This is a genomic window from Chryseobacterium tagetis, assembly GCF_016735585.2.
Classification (GTDB): domain Bacteria; phylum Bacteroidota; class Bacteroidia; order Flavobacteriales; family Weeksellaceae; genus Chryseobacterium; species Chryseobacterium tagetis.
Window position 1 is genome coordinate 481543 of the sequence record NZ_JAERSE020000001.1, and the last position, 17412, is coordinate 498954.

Annotated in this window: 12 protein-coding genes and 1 tRNA gene; 9 read left to right on the forward strand and 4 right to left on the reverse strand. The window is 34.7% G+C overall.

Features of this window, described 5'->3' with window-relative positions; genetic code table 11:
- Positions 1–7: 7 nt before the first annotated feature.
- Both JI747_RS02095 and JI747_RS02100 read right to left on the reverse strand, forming a co-directional pair.
- Entirely contained in the window at positions 8–2818 is a 2811-nt protein-coding gene (locus JI747_RS02095; protein ID WP_225685934.1) for a TonB-dependent receptor, read from the reverse strand.
- A gap of 183 nt (positions 2819–3001) precedes the next feature.
- Positions 3002–4033: a hypothetical protein gene (locus JI747_RS02100; RefSeq protein WP_225685936.1), complete on the reverse strand. Its 1032-nt coding sequence runs from the start codon at positions 4031–4033 to the stop codon at positions 3002–3004.
- Positions 4034–4222: 189 nt separating this feature from the next.
- Between JI747_RS02100 and JI747_RS02105 the strand changes: the two genes are divergently transcribed.
- Positions 4223–6025, forward strand: a complete 1803-nt coding sequence (locus JI747_RS02105) for a hypothetical protein (protein ID WP_225685938.1) — start codon at positions 4223–4225, stop codon at positions 6023–6025.
- A 40-nt stretch (positions 6026–6065) separates the two neighbouring features.
- On the opposite strand, the gene JI747_RS02110 is transcribed toward JI747_RS02105, so the two are convergent.
- The gene (locus JI747_RS02110) at positions 6066–6557 is read right to left on the reverse strand and encodes a hypothetical protein (RefSeq protein ID WP_225685940.1); all 492 of its coding nucleotides are present in this window, start codon (positions 6555–6557) and stop codon (positions 6066–6068) included.
- 152 nt (positions 6558–6709) lie between these two features.
- On the opposite strand from JI747_RS02110, the gene JI747_RS02115 reads away from it, so the two are divergent.
- Both JI747_RS02115 and JI747_RS02120 read left to right on the forward strand, forming a co-directional pair.
- A tRNA-Ser gene (locus tag JI747_RS02115) sits at positions 6710–6794 on the forward strand.
- Positions 6795–7136: 342 nt separating this feature from the next.
- Positions 7137–8273 carry a hypothetical protein gene (locus tag JI747_RS02120; RefSeq protein ID WP_225685941.1) on the forward strand — a complete coding sequence of 379 codons (1137 nt, stop codon included), beginning with the start codon at positions 7137–7139 and terminating at the stop codon, positions 8271–8273.
- Between the two features lie 182 nt (positions 8274–8455).
- On the opposite strand, the gene JI747_RS02125 is transcribed toward JI747_RS02120, so the two are convergent.
- Positions 8456–9349, reverse strand: coding sequence for a helix-turn-helix domain-containing protein (locus JI747_RS02125; protein WP_225685942.1), 894 nt, complete (start codon positions 9347–9349; stop codon positions 8456–8458).
- A gap of 251 nt (positions 9350–9600) precedes the next feature.
- On the opposite strand from JI747_RS02125, the gene JI747_RS02130 reads away from it, so the two are divergent.
- The 6 genes from JI747_RS02130 (at position 9601) to JI747_RS02155 (ending at position 17402) form a co-directional block, all read left to right on the forward strand.
- The gene (locus JI747_RS02130) at positions 9601–10260 is read left to right on the forward strand and encodes a carboxymuconolactone decarboxylase family protein (RefSeq protein ID WP_225685943.1); all 660 of its coding nucleotides are present in this window, start codon (positions 9601–9603) and stop codon (positions 10258–10260) included.
- Between the two features lie 10 nt (positions 10261–10270).
- Positions 10271–11380 carry an alpha/beta hydrolase gene (locus tag JI747_RS02135; RefSeq protein WP_225685944.1) on the forward strand — a complete coding sequence of 370 codons (1110 nt, stop codon included), beginning with the start codon at positions 10271–10273 and terminating at the stop codon, positions 11378–11380.
- A 102-nt stretch (positions 11381–11482) separates the two neighbouring features.
- Positions 11483–12070, forward strand: a complete 588-nt coding sequence (locus JI747_RS02140) for a phosphatase PAP2 family protein (protein WP_225685945.1) — start codon at positions 11483–11485, stop codon at positions 12068–12070.
- A 186-nt stretch (positions 12071–12256) separates the two neighbouring features.
- The gene (locus tag JI747_RS02145) at positions 12257–13429 is read left to right on the forward strand and encodes a TolC family protein (RefSeq protein WP_225685946.1); all 1173 of its coding nucleotides are present in this window, start codon (positions 12257–12259) and stop codon (positions 13427–13429) included.
- Between the two features lie 3 nt (positions 13430–13432).
- Positions 13433–14359 carry an efflux RND transporter periplasmic adaptor subunit gene (locus JI747_RS02150; protein WP_225685947.1) on the forward strand — a complete coding sequence of 309 codons (927 nt, stop codon included), beginning with the start codon at positions 13433–13435 and terminating at the stop codon, positions 14357–14359.
- 4 nt (positions 14360–14363) lie between these two features.
- Positions 14364–17402, forward strand: coding sequence for an efflux RND transporter permease subunit (locus JI747_RS02155; protein ID WP_225685949.1), 3039 nt, complete (start codon positions 14364–14366; stop codon positions 17400–17402).
- The last annotated feature ends 10 nt before the right edge of the window (positions 17403–17412 follow it).

Below are 17412 nucleotides of genomic sequence, written 5' to 3' on the forward strand. Positions count from 1 at the left end.
AATTCAATTAAAAATCAAATTTCACCCCAAAATTAAATTTAGGTCTGTAATATTCAACCTGCGCTGTTCTGTCCTGAATTCCCTGATAATATCTCAAAGGCTGGTTGGTTAAATTATTCGCTTCCGCAAACAATCTCAGCTGGCTCGTAATTTTATAGGAAGCATTTGCGTCAAGGAAGAATTGTTTATCATAATAACGGTCTTCGAAGGCATTTCCTCCCAATTCATCAATATAGTGAGATGCATAATTCATAGAAATCCTTGCAGAAAAACGTTTGTTTTCCCAGGAAAGCGATCCGTTAAACATGTGCGGAGCCGTTCCCGGAAGTCCTACATCTGTTCTTTCAACGCCTTCTTCATTCGTGATTCCTTTAGCTTTAGAATGGGTATACGTATAGTTTACATAGATTCCCAACCCTTTCCAGAATGCTCCCGGAATAAAATCCAGTTGCCTTTGTAAAGCGACTTCAAAGCCATAAAGGTCTACATTATTACCGTTTCTCTGCTGGGTAAAGCTCCAGTTGTTTTCTCCTGCAGGAATAGGATTGCTTTGTCCCGCAAAATCATTCGCAAAATCATTCGCTGAATAATTTTTTCTTGAATAGGTATAGATGAAATCCTTCAGGTTTTTATAAAATACGCCTCCGGAAAGAATACCTACTGATTTAAAGTATTTTTCAGCCATAAAATCGAAATTGTAAGCATAGGTTGCTTTCAAATCAGGATTTCCTGCAGAAATGGCTTCATCTCCTGAAATAACATTCAGGTACGGAACCAATGCATAATAATTAGGACGGGCCAAAGCAGTTGTAAACGCTCCGCGAAGGATTAAATTCTGAACAGGAACATATTTGAATGATACATTTGGAAGGACATTGGTGTAGGTATTGGTATTTGTGATCTTTCCTGCCAATTCCTCTTCATCCATTACATAATTTCCGGTATAGTCGATTCTCGTGGTTTCAACACGTGCTCCGACAATCATTGAAAATTTATCGCTGAAATCCTGATCCCAACGAATATATCCTGCATAAATATTCTCCTTGGCGTTATAATTGCTCGAAAGAAACTCTTCAGGTTTTGATTCTGCATTGAATAAATTGGAATTAAATAAATCTAATCCTCCTAAATAAGACGTACTTACAAATGTTCCCGGAACATAATTTCCCGGCTGGAAGTTATGCCCGTTAAAATAAGTCGTGGGAACACTCAGTAAACTTCCCATATCATTAATCGGTTCGAAAGCGAAATAATCATTCTCTCTTTCCTTGGTTTTCAATCTTAAACGTGCTCCTACACGGATTCTCCCTTTCTGATCTTCAATAACAGAGAATGGAAAACGTAAATTGACTTTTGCTCCAAATTCTTTTTCCTGAGTAAAGCTGTTAGAATCTGAAAGATCACTCAATTGGTAATCCCCAAGATTATCAGGAGATGTCGGAAGAATCATTGGTTTTCTCGGGTCTAGTACATTCGATGAAAAGCTCACATCTTCATTTTCAAATTCAATATATCTTTCGTGCGGTTTCTTTTCACTTGCTATAGCATAGTTCATGGCCCAGTCCAGATCAATTTTAGAACCTAAAAGATGTTCTCCGCGTAAGGCATAATTCTGCACTTTTTGTCTTTCCAAACGGGTATTGTCATTGTTATAATCTCCCGCTTTATCCTGTCTTGTGATACTTCCTTCCCAATCTTCGATCGTTGATTTATCAGTGCTGTAAACAGGTTTTATTTTGTAGCCTAAAGCATAGCGGTTTTCCTTGTCATTCCTGAAATTATACATTGCAGAAGCATAGATTTTATTTTTTGAATTGAATTCATAATCCATATTCAAATCAAAACTATGACGGATACGGTGTTCGTTGTAATACCGGATTCCCATTTTGCTCACATAAGCTGTTTGTGCAGCATCTTTGGCAAGGCTCCATGTAGGCTCTATATTGTCTGAACCAAAATTATTGTTGTTATAAGAAAAGCTGAATACAGCCCCCAGTTTTTTATTTAAAAAACGGTCTCCATAAACCAATCCTGCGGTATAATTTCCCTTTTCACGGATAGGGCTGTATCCTCCTGCAACCGTAGCCGAAATTCTTTTCCCGTTCGGAGAGGCTCTTGTAATCAGATTGACCGAACCACCAATGGCATCGGCATCCATATCCGGAGTCAATGTTTTATTAACTTCAATCGTTGAAATCATGTCAGAAGGAATAAGATCCATCTGAACATTTCTGTTGTCGCCTTCCGCAGAAGGAATTCTGTCACCGTTTAAAGTTACAGAGTTCAAATTAGGAGCGAGACCTCTGATAATAAGATTCCTTGCTTCACCCTGGTCGTTTTGGATCGTTATTCCGGGAACACGTTTCAAGGCATCGCCTACATTGGCATCAGGAAAACGTCCGATCTGATCAGATGAAATGACATTGGTGATATTGGCGTTATTTTTTTGTTTATTTAAAGCTCTTGCCTGGTTTTTTAAAGTAGCTCCGGTTACCACAACTTCTTCAATGGTGGTTTCCTTTCTTGCGAAGACGATATTTTGCTGGGTATTTTTATCAGATACTACAGTCACGCTGTATTCTCTGATTCCATATCCCAAATAATCGATTTTCATGGTATAGCTTCCGGCCGGAACATTTAAGAAAACAAAATTTCCGTGGTCATCTGAAGTCGTATAGATATTTCCGGGAGTCAGGGAAATTTTTGCTCCGGGAAGGGCAATTTTAGAATCATCATTAATGTTTCCCGAAACAGTACCCGTTTGTGCATAAAAATAAATAGAGGCACACAAGAGAACAGAGGTAAAAATTTTCTTCACTTTCTTTAGATTTAAATTCGAACAAAATTAAATGCTTGTTTAGAAAATGCTTTGAAGAGAATTTTAAGATTGTTTTAATGATTTGTTACGGTGAATAGGAGTTTTTATGGTTGAAATTAAGCTATTGTTAATTTTTATTGAATTGAAAATTGAATTACAACAATTAAACTTTATTACAATTATCTATAAATTAGGTAATAAAGAAACATATAATACACCATCAGGATTATTGATATCGTTTACCCGGTTAAATTCTTTAATTTCTTTAGGAGTAAGAGCCTGAAATATATCAATTTTATATTCCGCTTCCATTTTTTTGAGTGTAGGAATCAATTGTCCTTTCTCGTAAGGCTGAATCTTTGAAAATGCATAAATAATAGGGTTGTTGCCAATCAATCCCTGAGCTTTAAGGTCATTAATTACTTTTTTTAAATTGATTCTAGTCGTATAATCTTTATCCAGTTCAAAATCAGGATTGTTATTTTTAAAAAGAAGATGATCTCTTTTTAGAAAATAATAATAACCGGTTCTTCTGCTATTATCCAGCCTGTTCCAGTGATCCTGAGTCTTTTCCAACACTTCAGCAAGTGGTTTTGTATCTTTAAGATAGGTAAACAGAAAAGTAACCAATGCTAGGAAATTTTGTTTTTTATAAAGCACATATTGTAAAAGATTGCCTTTATATTTTTCTATTAATTTTTCTTGTTCTAAGAAATCAAAAAAAGATGGAAAAGTAGAACCTATCTTTTCATCATTACTAAAGACAACATTCATATAATCTTCCAGATCTTTAGGAGAAACAGAATATAAGTATTTTAAAAGCGAACTGAAAGAATACTCATTCATTTCTTGTTCTGTATAATAACTATCGGTATAAATACCTTTTATAAAATCTTTATAATTTTCAGGTTTGTTGAGAAAATAGTTTTCGAATACATAATCACTCATGTTTTTATGTTCGCTCCAATACCGTATTAAAATAGGTTTGTACAAATTACATTTGGAATCAATTAAGGTGCGGTAAAGCTCTTCGAAATCTGTAAAATTGTTTTTTGCTTTTAAGAGAGCCGATTTTTTATAAGCCGATTCTGCAACCAGATATGAATTTTTACTGCATTTGGTTTCGATGATTTCGTAATCCTTTTCACTTATTTGAGCAGAAAGAAAAATGCTGTTAAGAATTAAAAAAGAAAGGGAGCAAAATTTCAAGGTCATTTGAAGGATTTTACACAAAAATAAACAGTTAAATAGAATTTTGATGAATGTAGAGAAATAATTTAAAAGAAATTACGTGAAATCATATATTATTGTAGGCATAATTAATTTGAAACTGATACTTTTGCAGAAGTGAATTAAGTTGACGGGAATTTAAGGCTAAGACATTTATTTTAATCAATATAAAGAATGATCAAAAAACCTTTGCACAATTTCCATATTCCCGTAATGGGATTGGCGTACACAATAGACAGTCCTATTCGTGTCGCACAGTACGGAATATCTTCCGTAGTTTCTATAATTGATGATGAGATTATAGAAAAAATGAAAAATTTTTACAGTAAGAAATTTAATCTGAATTACTCCGGTATTTCAACAAAGATTGATGACTATCGTGCCAAGAGAATCACAGATTATCTGGATATGATGGATGATATTGTCAGTGAAAAATTTGAAGCCTTTAAAGAGGAGATTTCAAAAAACAAAACGGCCCTGAAAAACTTTATGGAAATGCTTCCAGGTGCTTCAGAGCTGAAAAACGGTCTGCAACATTTTCTCAATCAAAAGGAGGACATTACTTCTTCTATTAAAAACTTTATTGAAACGCATCTTTCTCCCGGAAATATCGATGTCAATATCATGACGAAGGTCGATAAGGATAATTTTCATAAAAATGAACAATTACCTGTCATGTATAATGATGCTCATGCTTCATTACGTGGTTTTGCAAACAGTAAATTATCATCTTCTATGGTGCTTTCCGCAGGAATGAATCCCCGTTTATACAGCTATATTGAAGAATTTAATGATTTTTTTCCGGATGAAAACTGTTTTTTGAAAAAGAAAATTATTTTAAAAGTAAGTGATTTTCGCTCGGCAATGATTCAGGGGAATTTTTTAGCTAAAAAAGGACTTTGGGTGTCTGAATACAGAATAGAATCCGGATTAAATTGCGGTGGTCATGCTTTTGCAACAGAAGGTTTGTTACTCGGTCCAATTATGGAAGAATTTAAGCAGAGAAAAAACGAACTGATAGAATCTGCCCATTCTCTGATGACAAGAGCTTTGGAACAGAAAGGAAAACATTCGGTTTCTGAGCCGTTAGAAATGAAAATTACCGTTCAGGGTGGGGTAGGAACTGCTGAAGAGCATGATTTTCTTTTAAAAACGTATCATGTTGACAGTATCGGGTGGGGATCGCCGTTTTTGCTGGTTCCGGAAGCGACTGCTATGGATAATGAAACCAGGAAATTACTTGCAAAATCAAAGGAAAATGACTTCTATTTGAGTAATCTTTCTCCATTGGGAGTGCCTTTTAATACCGTGAAAGGAACCTCAAACGAAATTTTTAGACGAAACAAAGAATCCAAAGATCATTACGGAAGTTCATGTCCGAAAAAATTACTGGCATTAAGTAAAGAATACTCTCCAAAAGGAATTTGTACGGCATCTAAAAAATATCAGGATATCAAATTAGGAGAATTGGAACTTGAAAAAGAAGCGATGACAGCTGAACAATTCCAGAAAAAGAAAGAAATCATTACAGAAAAGGCTTGTCTTTGCGTGGGATTGGTAAATGCCGCGTACATGGAGCAAAATTTAGAGGTAAAAGGGGAGAAGCAGGGCGTAGTGATCTGCCCTGGACCGAATCTTGCTTTCTTTGATAAAGAAGTTTCTCTTAGTGAAATGGTACAGCATATTTATGGGAATAACAATATTCTTTCTCATGATAATCGACCGAATATGTTTATCAACGAGTTGAAATTATATGTGGATCATCTGAAAAAAGACATTACTGATTTCACGGAAAAAATAACCAATTCCCAGATCAAAAAATGGAAAACCTTTAAAGAAAATCTTTTCAACGGGATTACTTATTATGAGGAGCTTTTTTCTGGTTCTAGTTTTTTTGAAACTGAGGTAAGTACAATTAAAAAGCAATTGAATAATTACAGATTATTGTTAGGGAAAATTGAAATTCCTGAATGTTAAAAAATAGAAAACCTTCAATTCATAGTTGAAGGTTTTTACTTTATTGATGGTTACTATCCAAGATTTTTTGATATTTTAATTGGGCAAATTCATAGCCGTAATAAAGGATTTCTTCATATTCATACTCGTAAATATCTTTATAGCGATACCCGTCATTTTGATCTACAGGACTAAATAAGGATTCATGAAAAATCTTTTCTTGATCTATTATGACAGTGATTAAATCCTCAATGGGATAGCTGTCTCCATACTCTGCTAAACTTTCGAGGAGAAAGCTTTTCAGTTTTAATTCTCTTGCGGTTTCAATACACTCTTTTGTTTGTTTGGAAATCGGATCTGTCTGAGTATTGATCTGATGAATGTTCTCATACTTCTTCAGATCATCACAGAGCTCTTCTAAATCATGATAATTGAAAGGAATATCCGTATACTCATTGCCATCCATACCTTTTACATGAAAATGGATTCTGTTTTCAGGAACTTCAATTTTTCCCTTTACAATCATTCGGCATATAAACTTAAGTCGTCCCATTTATTTGATATTCTTTAAATTAGAGTATAGCTTTTCTGAAATAAATTCAAAAGTAATATTTTTTTCTAATTTTTTCATGAAAATAATTTTGTCAATAGTAAAAATAATTCTATATTTGCACCACTGAAAACGACGATAGAATCGGAGTTTATGGAGAGTTGGCAGAGTGGTCGATTGCGGCAGTCTTGAAAACTGTTGACTGTAACAGGTCCGGGGGTTCGAATCCCTCACTCTCCGCAAAGCAAAATAAAACCCACTGATATTCAGTGGGTTTTATTTTGCTTTTAAGTTTTCTTCTCTTATTATAATTTCTGCTCTAAAAGCATTTCCAGATCATGATCAAAAGTTGTGTTATCCAGCTAGGGAATTAATTTGTGAGACGCATATTCCTGATAATTCAGTAAAACTTTCACTTCCTTATTTTTTTGTTAATCATCTTGATATTATAAAAGCGAAGATATTGAAGCAATACTTCATATCGATTTTGGAGAGAAAATAGTATTCTCAAAGAATTTTCCAATCTCCGGTATCGGTCCAATGGTAATAGATTTAAATAATTGTATCTTTCAAAAAAAATATATGAAGAAAATCAAACTACTGATTTTAACCCTATTTATCGCCAATTTCGGTTACGCACAAACCACATTAATGGATAGTTTAATTCAAAAAAACTACTCTACCTTTAAAAAAAACAATAGCAACGCTTTTGAAGGTAAAGGATGGATTACTCTACAGAATGAAATCAACAAAAACAATTCTGTATTATTGGGTGAGGTCCATTTTACCAATGAAGTCCCATACTTTACCAACGCGATTATCAATACGATTAAGTTCGACAACTATATTCTGGAAGTTGATCCCTATACAATCAATACAATCTCAACAAAAATTAAATCTTCATCCCCTGCCGAACTGGACAAATTCCGCAATGAATCGGGTTCAGCATTATCTTTTTTACAGGGCGAAGCTGAATTTGATTTATTCAAAAATATAATTCAGCATAATATCAAAGCATATGGAGCTGAGCAAATTAGTTTATTTTCAGACCGTTTACTGTTTTCAGAATTAAGTAAACAATCCAAAAATGCCAAAGCAAAAGAAATTTATAAGCAGATGATCGCGAATTCTGCGGCTTATGATACAAAAAATAATACCACATTTTATTTGTTCTCTGACGATTGTCTGGCAAAAATGAACGCATTGAACGCTCTGAATTTATCAGCGAACGAGAAAGAACAGATTCAAGCATTAAAATTAAGCAGGGATCTCTATTTAAATAGAATTCATCGTTTAAGAATCCAATATCTGAAGCATTTGGTTCTTGAAAAACTCCCTGAATGGAAAGATAAGAAGAATCTTTTCAAGTTTGGTGCTAATCATATGCCTAAAGGAGAGAGTTTAATGGAAGTATTCGATATTGGTAACTTGGTTTCCAATATTGAAGAAGCAAACTACCGTACGTCATTACACATTATGCTTATAGGAAAGGAACAAGGTAAAACATTGGCTGATTTAGATGAGTATAAATCTTTCTTAACCGTTGTAAAAGATGACAATTGGTATGCGTATGATTTAAGACCTTTGAAACAAGCCATTTCTAAAAATAAGCTTAAAGTAGATAATTTGGAAATGGAAAGAATTATAAAAGGTTATGATTATTTAATTTTCATCCCAAACATTACTAAAACTCCAAAAAGAGGCAAACAGGATCATTAAATCTAGGCTCAATGATGAGTCCAGATCTTTCAATAATTGTATTTTTTGAACTTCCTAGTCGGGAATTAAAATAAATAAAAAACGCCGTAAATATTAATATTTATGACGTTTTTGTTTTTTATAGAAGTAGAGAAAAATATGAAATTTATAACTTTTTGCAGAAAGTGATAACAAACTACAGGCTAATTTAAATTTCGATATTCATTGGGAGTTATTCCTGATTTTAATTTAAAAAGCCTGGAGAAATGCTGAGGGTATTTAAAGCCTAGTTCGTAGGCAATCTCACTGATGGATTTATCTGTGTCGAATAGTTTTTCTTTGGCAACTTCTACAACTTTTGTATGGATGTATTCCTGAGCTGTTTTTCCGGTTTCTTTTTTTATCAGATCACCAAAGTAATTTGTCGATAAATTTAATTCTTCCGCTAAGGATGTTACAGAAGGTAAACCATTATTTAATGGCTTTTCAGATAAAAAATAAGAATTTAATAATTCTTCAAATTTTTGTAATATTCCTTTATTTGCATTATCTCTTGTGATGAATTGACGATCGTAAAACCTTGTGCAGTAGTTTAGGAATAACTCAATATTTGCCACTATCAATTGTTTACTATGCTTATCAATCGCATGTCTTAATTCGTATTCTATTTTTGCAAGGCAATCCATAATCATACTTCTTTCCTGCTCAGACAAGTGTAAAGCTTCATGCACTGCGTATGAAAAAAAATGATATTGATGAATATTTTTGCCCAAAGAAGTTCCTGCAATTAAATCAGGATGAAAAACAAGGGCAATACCTTGTGGCTGATAATATTCTTCAGAGTAACTTCCAATTACTTGTCCTGGTGCTAAGAAAATTAATGTCCCGTCTTCATAATCATAGTAGTTTAAACCGTAGCGTAAATCTCCGCAATGTATTTTCTTTAGAAAAATAGTATAAAATTCATAGCGTAAACGACGGCCTTGTCGTTCATCTGCTTTATCTAAATCTACAATGCTGACTAAAGGATGAAGAGTTTCTTGGTTATTAAATGCATTGTATTGTTTTATTGTATTAAAATGTATTATATCATCCATTTTCTTATTTTTATAAACCTATTGCAAAATTAATTAATTCATTTATAGTTTTTTATCTGAAAAAATGTTAATCCGTTAAATTGGTTAGCAATACCGTGATTGGTATACAAACTTTGTTTCTCATCTTCCCACCTTTGTCGTGTTAAATCAACAAGTCAAGATGACAGAATACCATGAAAAATTTTAAATTTCTGCTTTTTGCAGTTTTAGCTATAAATATTTTTTTATCTAATAGTTATGTCGAAAATCGAATGCTGAACACTGCTTCTGAGAATTTGAATGCGAAAGATAAAAGCATTATTACTATTTCATCTTATGCAGCCCAAGGTAAACTTCCGGAATTAAAAAGGGAGCTGAATGAAGGTCTTGAAGCGGGTTTAACCATCAATGAAATAAAAGAGATTTTGATACATACCTATGCCTATTGTGGGTTTCCAAGAAGCATCAGAGGATTGCAGGCTTTTATGGAGGTTATTGAAGAACGTAAAGTAAAAGGGATCATTGATAAGACAGGAGCCGAATCTTCCGCAATTTCAAGTGAAGAGAGTAAGTATGAAAGAGGGAAAGAGATTTTAGGAGAACTTACTGGTACACCACAGGCTGATATACTTTCCGGCTATTCTGCGTTTGCCCCTACAATAGATATTTTTTTAAAAGAACATTTGTTTGCAGATATTTTTGAAAGAGATATACTGAGCTATGCTCAAAGAGAACTGATTACGATCTCTGTTATTACAGCTATTGGTGATGCAGATCCAATGTTACAGGGGCATTTAGGAATATCACTGAATGTAGGTTGGTCGGCAGAACAACTGCAGGAGTTCATTAAAGTGATTTCTACCACCATCAATAACCAGAAGAGCAGTGCAGCCAATCTAGTACTAAAAAAGGTTTTACAAAAAAAGAAATAATGAATATAATATGAAAAATATAGTAATTGCAGTAATCATGCTGATGTCCGGAGCAGGGATAACAACAGCCCAAGTTCAAACTGTAAAAAATCAACAATTAAAAACAAGAAAAATGGAAAATACAGAAAAACCAAAATACGAAACCAATCCGTTTACATTAGTATATGATGGGGCAATCACAGAAAATGTTGAAGGTAAGGTTAATATCCACCCGGTAAAATATAAAATAAATGATATCGATATAGTCGCTAATGTTTATACACCTCCGAATTATAATCCTTCAGGTAAATATCCAACCGTAGTGGTAGCTCATCCAAATGGAGGAGTTAAAGAGCAGGTTGCGGGTTTATATGCGCAAAGATTAGCGGAAAAAGGATATATCACAATAGCTGCGGATGCGGCTTATCAAGGAGGTAGTGGCGGTTCTCCAAGAAATGTAGACAAACCGGCAAACCGTATCGAAGATATCCGTGCGATGGCAGATTTTATTTCTCAATTTCAAGGTGTAGATACAAATAAACTAGGTTTGTTAGGAATATGCGGTGGTGGCGGTTATTCCTTAGCTGCTGCACAATCTGATAAAAGATTTAAATCTATAGCGACTTTAAGCATGTTCAATTCAGGTATTGTTCGTAAAAACGGATATGCAAATTCTGCTTTGAATACAATTCAGGATCGACTGAATCAAGCCGCCGAAGCAAGAGCACAAGAGGCAGCAGGTGGAGCGGTACAATATGTAGGAGACATGAAAACATTTCCAACAGAGGAACAGCTTGCAAAAATGCCTTTTGATCTGTATAGAGAGGGAACAATCTATTACGGTAAAACCTATGCCCATCCCAACTCTTCGGGGAAATATACGACAAGCAGCCTGATGGATCTGATGTTATTTGATGCAAGCGCAAATATGGATCTCATTCAGCAACCGCTACTAATGATTGTTGGAGGTAAAGCTGATTCCAAATACATGACTGACGAAGCTTTTCCTAAAGCAATCCATGCTAAAACAAAAGAATTATTTGTCATTGACGGTGCAACACATATACAAACCTATTGGAAACCTGAATATGTAAATCAGGCAGTGGATAAACTATTAGCGTTTTATTCAAAATATTTATAAATCAGGTCATTGTTCAATTCTATTTTTGATAAAGAAAAATTCAGAATTTATTCGAAATTAAATTTTAGATTTGGTATTTAATTCATTCAAATCATTCATTTAATGAAAGCACTTTTTGAGCAGTTACAACATTTTGATACAGAGTTATTTCTATTAATGAATGAAAAGCACAATGCTTTCTTTGATGTCATTATGTTTTGGGCAAGCGATAAGCTGTTTTGGATACCTTTTTATGCTGTTTTACTGTTTTTTCTGCTTAAAATTTATAAAAAATTCAGTGTATATATTCTATTGGCTATCGGTATTACGATTGGATTATCGGATCAGATTGCTTCGGGATTAATAAAGAATTCGGTTAAGCGTTTACGTCCTTCTCATGAGCCATCATTAATGCCTCTCATTCATTTAAGTAAGGCCGGACCGGGCGGAATGTACGGATTTGTTTCTTCTCACAGTGCTAATGCATTTGGACTTTTAACATTTCTTTTCTTCCTGTTGCCTTCAAAATACAAATGGTTAAAAATAATCCTTTTCTGCTGGGCATTATTGGTTTCCTACAGCCGGATTTATAATGGAGTACATTATCCTTCCGATGTGATTGGAGGAGCTATTGTAGGGATTTTATCGGGAGGATTGGTAGGAATGATTTTTCAAAATATTTTTAAGTATAATCGTTCCCTCCAACAATAAATAAAATAAAAAGATTGATATCATTATCAATCTTTTTTTTATTCAGAATTTCTACAGAATCATGCATGATCTTTACTGAATAATTAGCAGATCATGAATGTTTTAAGAACATATCTTATTCGCAGTTTTTTGTTTTTGGCGGTATTTTTTGGTTGTATTACTATAAAAGCACAATCAAAGAATACATTGTCATACTTTCTCGAAACAGCCAAAAGCAATAGTCCTGTTCTAAATGACTACAATAATCAGGTTATATCCAATAAAATTGACAGTTTAAAATTAAGAGCAACGTATGGCTTTATTGTTACGGGAGAAGGAACTGCAGGGTATTCTCCCAATATAAAAGGTTGGGGATATGATAATGCATTGACAAATGGACAATCTCTTTTCGCAGGTGTTCGAGTTGCCAAAGAATTTATCAGTCGAAATAATCTGAATACTCGTTTGGCAGGAATTAATGCGAGTATTGCACAGGTATTAGCACAAAAAAATATTAGTACTCAGACGCTCAACAAACAAATTACCGATCAATATATTGCCACTTATGCGAGTCAGCAGCAGTATAATTTAAGCCAGGAAATTATTCATCTTTTAGATCAGGAAGATATTGTTTTGAAAAAACTTACCCAATCTGCTGTTTTTAAACAAACCGATTATCTTACTTTTAAAGTCACCCTTCAGCAAAATGAACTCGCTTTAGAGCAACAAAAAGCCGACTGGCAAAATAATTACTCTTTATTGAAATATCTCTCAGGAATTGTAGATGATACTTTTGAGCCTGTTGAAAAACCCATTTTTGCGGAAACACTGAATCCCGTTTCTTTTGATGAAAGCATTTATAACAAAGCTTTTCAGGCAGATAGTTTGAAGTTATCAAACGATGCAAAAATTATTGAGTATACTTACAAACCGAAGATTACAGCTTTTTCAGACAGCGGTTATCAATCTTCTTTTACCACAACTCCATATAAGAATTTCGGAATGAGCGTCGGAGTTGGTGTTACAATTCCTATTTACGATGGGCATCAGAAAAAAATGCTTCTGCAACAAAATCAATTATCGCTGGAAACCCGCAAAAAGTATCTTGAACAAACCCAAAGACAATATCAGCAGCAGATTCTTCAGGTTAATAATCAGATTGAGCAATATGACAAAATGATCAATACTGCCAATCAGCAGATTGTGTATGCAAAAACTTTGGTTGAAGCCAACGCCAAACAGCTTCCAACGGGAGATGTAAGAATGGTGGATTTTATTTTATCCATTAATAATTTACTGACTCTCAAAGGAAATATTATTCAGTACAATACAACATTATTCAATCTGAAAAATCAGTTGCAATATTTAATCATTCAATAAATTATGAAAAAAATAATCACCCTCATTATAGTGTCTTTTGTTATTTTCAGTTGTAAGAAAACTGATGAATCGGCTCCTACAGATCTTGCTGCACCAGATGCAAAACCTAAAACATTGGTTACTGTAGCTTATCCTTCTGATACCGCTCAACTTAATAATATGATCACGCTGAATGCCACAGCGACTTACCTTTTAAAATCTGATGTAAAAGCCAACAGCAACGGTTATATCACAAAAATGACTATTAAATTAGCAGATCATGTAAGTAAAGGTGCTGTACTTTTCGGGTTGCAGACCAAAGAAGCGAGAGCGCTTGGAAATACCATCAATAAACTGGATAAATCTTTCCGTTTCAATGGAGCAACGACGGTGACGAGTCCTGCAACAGGTTATGTGGCAATGGTGAATCATCAGATCGGAGATTACGTTCAGGATGGAGAAGCTTTGGCAACGATTACAGATGCAAGCAGTTTCGGTTTTGTGGTGGATGTGCCTTACGAATACCTTCAAATCATAAAAAATAAAGGTTCTCTACCGATCACTTTACCGGATCATACAGTGTTGCAGGGAAGAATCGCAAAAGTAATGCCTTCTGTCGATCCCGTATCGCAGACAGTGAAAGTATTATTACATGTTCCCAATAACAATATTCCTGAAAACCTGATTGGTACGATTAGCTTTTCCAAAACTTCAGCCTATGGATTATCTGTTCCGAAAATGGCGGTTGTAAGCGATGAGACCCAATCTTCTTTTTGGGTTATGAAGTTAATCAATGATACAACAGCCGTAAAAACAGACATTACAAAAGGTGTTGAAACTGACAAATATATTCAGATAAAATCAGGTAATCTAACAACAAAAGACAGGGTAATTGTCTCAGGGAATTTCGGATTGAGTGATACTGCAACTGTAAAAATTCAAAAACCTTAGCTTTATGAAAAAATCATTTTTTGTAACCTACAAAAGTCCTTTGCTGGTATTGATTTTCTTGATTTTAGCAAGTGGAATTTATTCTTATACCAAAATTCAGTCGGCTTTATTTCCGCAGATTACTTTTCCGAAAATAAAAATTATTGCTGATGCAGGACAACAGCCTGTGAATCAGATGACAGTTGGTGTCACCAAAGTTTTGGAAGATGCAGTGAAAAAAGTTCCTGATTTGGAGGTGTTGAAAAGTACAACCAGTAGAGGAAGCTGTGAAATATCCGCTTTTATGGATTGGAATGTGAATGTAGATTTAGCCAAACAACAGATCGAAAGCAGTGTAAATGAAGTACGAAACCAATTACCGCCGGATATCAATATTTCTGTTGAGAAAATGAATCCGTCGATTCTTCCGGTCATGGGATATTCGTTGAATTCAACTTCAAAAGATCCGATTGAGCTGAAACAGTTGGCACTTTATACCATCAAACCTTTTCTTTCGCAGGTTGCAGGCGTGAGTGAAGTAAGAATTATCGGCGGTCAGGACAAGGAATTTCGTGTGGTGATGAATCAGGCGATGATGGCGAGATTGGGAATTACTCCCGCTTCAGTGGAACAGGCGATCAATAATAGCAATTTTATTAAGTCAAATGGATATTCCTCAGATTTTCGCTATTTATATTTAACACTTACCGATGCGCAGATTCGTAATGAAAATCAATTGAAAAATCTGGTGGTAAGCAATAATGGAAACCGAATCGTTCTGTTGAGTGATATTGCCCAAATCAATGTTCATAATGCGAAACAATATATTAAAGTAAATGCTAACGGACAGGAAAGCATTTTGATTGCCATCATTCAGCAACCCAATGCAAATGTGGTTGATCTAAGCAAAGCAATGGAGGCAAAAATTGCAGAACTGCAAAAAACATTACCGAAAGATATCGTTTTAAAACCTTATTATGTTCAGGCAGATTTTGTGAATGATTCCATTAAAAGTGTTACGGATGCTTTATGGATAGGGTTGGTTTTAGCAATTATCGTAGCCATTATTTTCCTTCGTTCATGGAAGGCGAGTGCGGTTATTTTAATCACGATTCCGATAACGCTAAGTCTTACGATGCTTGTTTTGTACACGATGGGACAGACGTTCAATATCATGACTTTGGGAGCCATTGCCGCAGCGATAGGATTAATTATTGATGATGCGATTGTTGTGGTAGAACAAATCCACAGAACGCACGAAGAGCATCCTGAAGAATCATCAAAAACATTAGTGCAAAAAGCGATTAATTATCTTTTGAAAGCAATGGTGGGTTCGTCACTCAGTACAATTGTAATTTTCTTGCCATTTATGTTGATGAGCGGAGTAGCGGGAGCTTATTTTAAAGTAATGACAGATACAATGATTATAACATTAATCTGTTCATTTTTTGCCACTTGGATCTTATTGCCAATCATTTATTTACTCTTATCATCTGGAAATAAAAAAGAAAAAAATCTTCAGCATCACGACGTGAAAGAAAGAAAATGGGTGGGTTTTTTTATTAGAAAACCAGTATTCAGTTATGCTTTTATTGGAGTGTTGATTATTTTAACAGCAATTATTCTTCCCAATATCAGTACCGGATTTTTGCCCGATATGGATGAAGGAAGCATTGTTTTAGACTACAATTCGCCTCCGGGAACTTCATTGGAAGAAACAGATAGAGAACTGAAAGAAGTCGAAAAAATTATCACTTCAACGCCCGAAGTTGCAGCATACAGCCGAAGAACAGGAACTCAAATGGGATTTTTCATTACTGAGCCGAACAGAGGAGATTATTTAATTCAGTTAAAGAAAAACAGAAGTAAAACAACGAATGAAGTGACTGATGATATTCGTGCAAAAATAGATGCTTCCGGATTACCATTGACCGTAGATTTCGGACAGGTGATTACCGATATGTTAGGAGATTTGATGAGTAGTGTTCAGCCGATTGAAATCAAGGTTTTTGGAACTGACCAGAAAGTGATTGAAGATTATTCTAAAAAAATAGCCGGAATTGTGGAGAAAGTCAACGGAACAGCCGATGTATTCGACGGAATTGTGATTGCGGGACCATCGATGGTTGTCACTCCCAAACTGTCTGTTTTAGCTCAATATAACATTTCATTACCTGATTTTCAGAACCAGCTACAGGCCAATTTAGACGGAAACGTAGCCGGAAATATTTTCGATAATGTTCAGTACACTCCGATACGATTATTGTATAACGAAAAAACGAACCAGTCTTTAAGCGACATCAACAACAGTATGATTGCTCTGCCCAACGGAACTTTGAAACCCTTAAGTGAATTTGCTACCGTAAATGTAATCACAGGTTCTGCCGAAGTCAACAGAGAAGATCTACAGACGTTGGGAATTGTAACGGCAAGACTGGATAATGGAAATCTGGGCGGAACCATTCAGGAAATTCAGAAACAGATTGATCAGAAAATAAAACTGCCAAGCGGATATTCTGTAGTGTATGGCGGTGCATATGCAGAACAACAGCAATCTTTCAAAGAACTACTGATTATTCTGGTGGTTTCAAGTTTATTGGTTTTTTCGGTGATGCTGTTTTTATTCAGGAATGTTTTGGTTGCTCTGATCATCTTATTTATTTCAGTTTTAGGGCTTTCTGGAGGGATTTTATTATTGTACTTAACAAACACTCCTCTGAATGTCGGAAGTTATACCGGACTTATTATGATGGTCGGAATCATCGGGGAGAATGCTATTTTCACGTATCTGCAATTTCACGAAAGTTTAGCAACAAAAACCAAAGAAGAAGCTGTGATCTATGCTATAAGCACACGACTTCGACCGAAGCTAATGACCGCTTTGGGAGCAATTATCGCATTAATGCCTTTAGCATTGGGAATCGGAACGGGAGCTCAAATGCATCAACCTTTAGCGATTGCAGTTATCGGAGGTTTTATCGTCGCATTGCCACTCTTACTTATTGTTTTGCCGACGCTGCTCAATAAAATTAATTTAAAACAAGAAGATATAAACAATCAATAAATTATTAAAA

Excerpts from the sequence above, each read along its gene's own strand:
- JI747_RS02100 (WP_225685936.1), bottom strand. The coding sequence starts at position 4,033 with ATGACCTTGAAATTTTGCTCCCTTTCTTTTTTAATTCTTAACAGCATT.
- JI747_RS02105 (WP_225685938.1), top strand. The coding sequence starts at position 4,223 with ATGATCAAAAAACCTTTGCACAATTTCCATATTCCCGTAATGGGATTG.
- JI747_RS02110 (WP_225685940.1), bottom strand. The coding sequence starts at position 6,557 with ATGGGACGACTTAAGTTTATATGCCGAATGATTGTAAAGGGAAAAATT.
- JI747_RS02120 (WP_225685941.1), top strand. The coding sequence starts at position 7,137 with ATGAAGAAAATCAAACTACTGATTTTAACCCTATTTATCGCCAATTTC.
- JI747_RS02125 (WP_225685942.1), bottom strand. The coding sequence starts at position 9,349 with ATGGATGATATAATACATTTTAATACAATAAAACAATACAATGCATTT.
- JI747_RS02130 (WP_225685943.1), top strand. The coding sequence starts at position 9,601 with ATGCTGAACACTGCTTCTGAGAATTTGAATGCGAAAGATAAAAGCATT.
- JI747_RS02135 (WP_225685944.1), top strand. The coding sequence starts at position 10,271 with ATGAAAAATATAGTAATTGCAGTAATCATGCTGATGTCCGGAGCAGGG.
- JI747_RS02140 (WP_225685945.1), top strand. The coding sequence starts at position 11,483 with ATGAAAGCACTTTTTGAGCAGTTACAACATTTTGATACAGAGTTATTT.
- JI747_RS02150 (WP_225685947.1), top strand. The coding sequence starts at position 13,433 with ATGAAAAAAATAATCACCCTCATTATAGTGTCTTTTGTTATTTTCAGT.
- JI747_RS02155 (WP_225685949.1), top strand. The coding sequence starts at position 14,364 with ATGAAAAAATCATTTTTTGTAACCTACAAAAGTCCTTTGCTGGTATTG.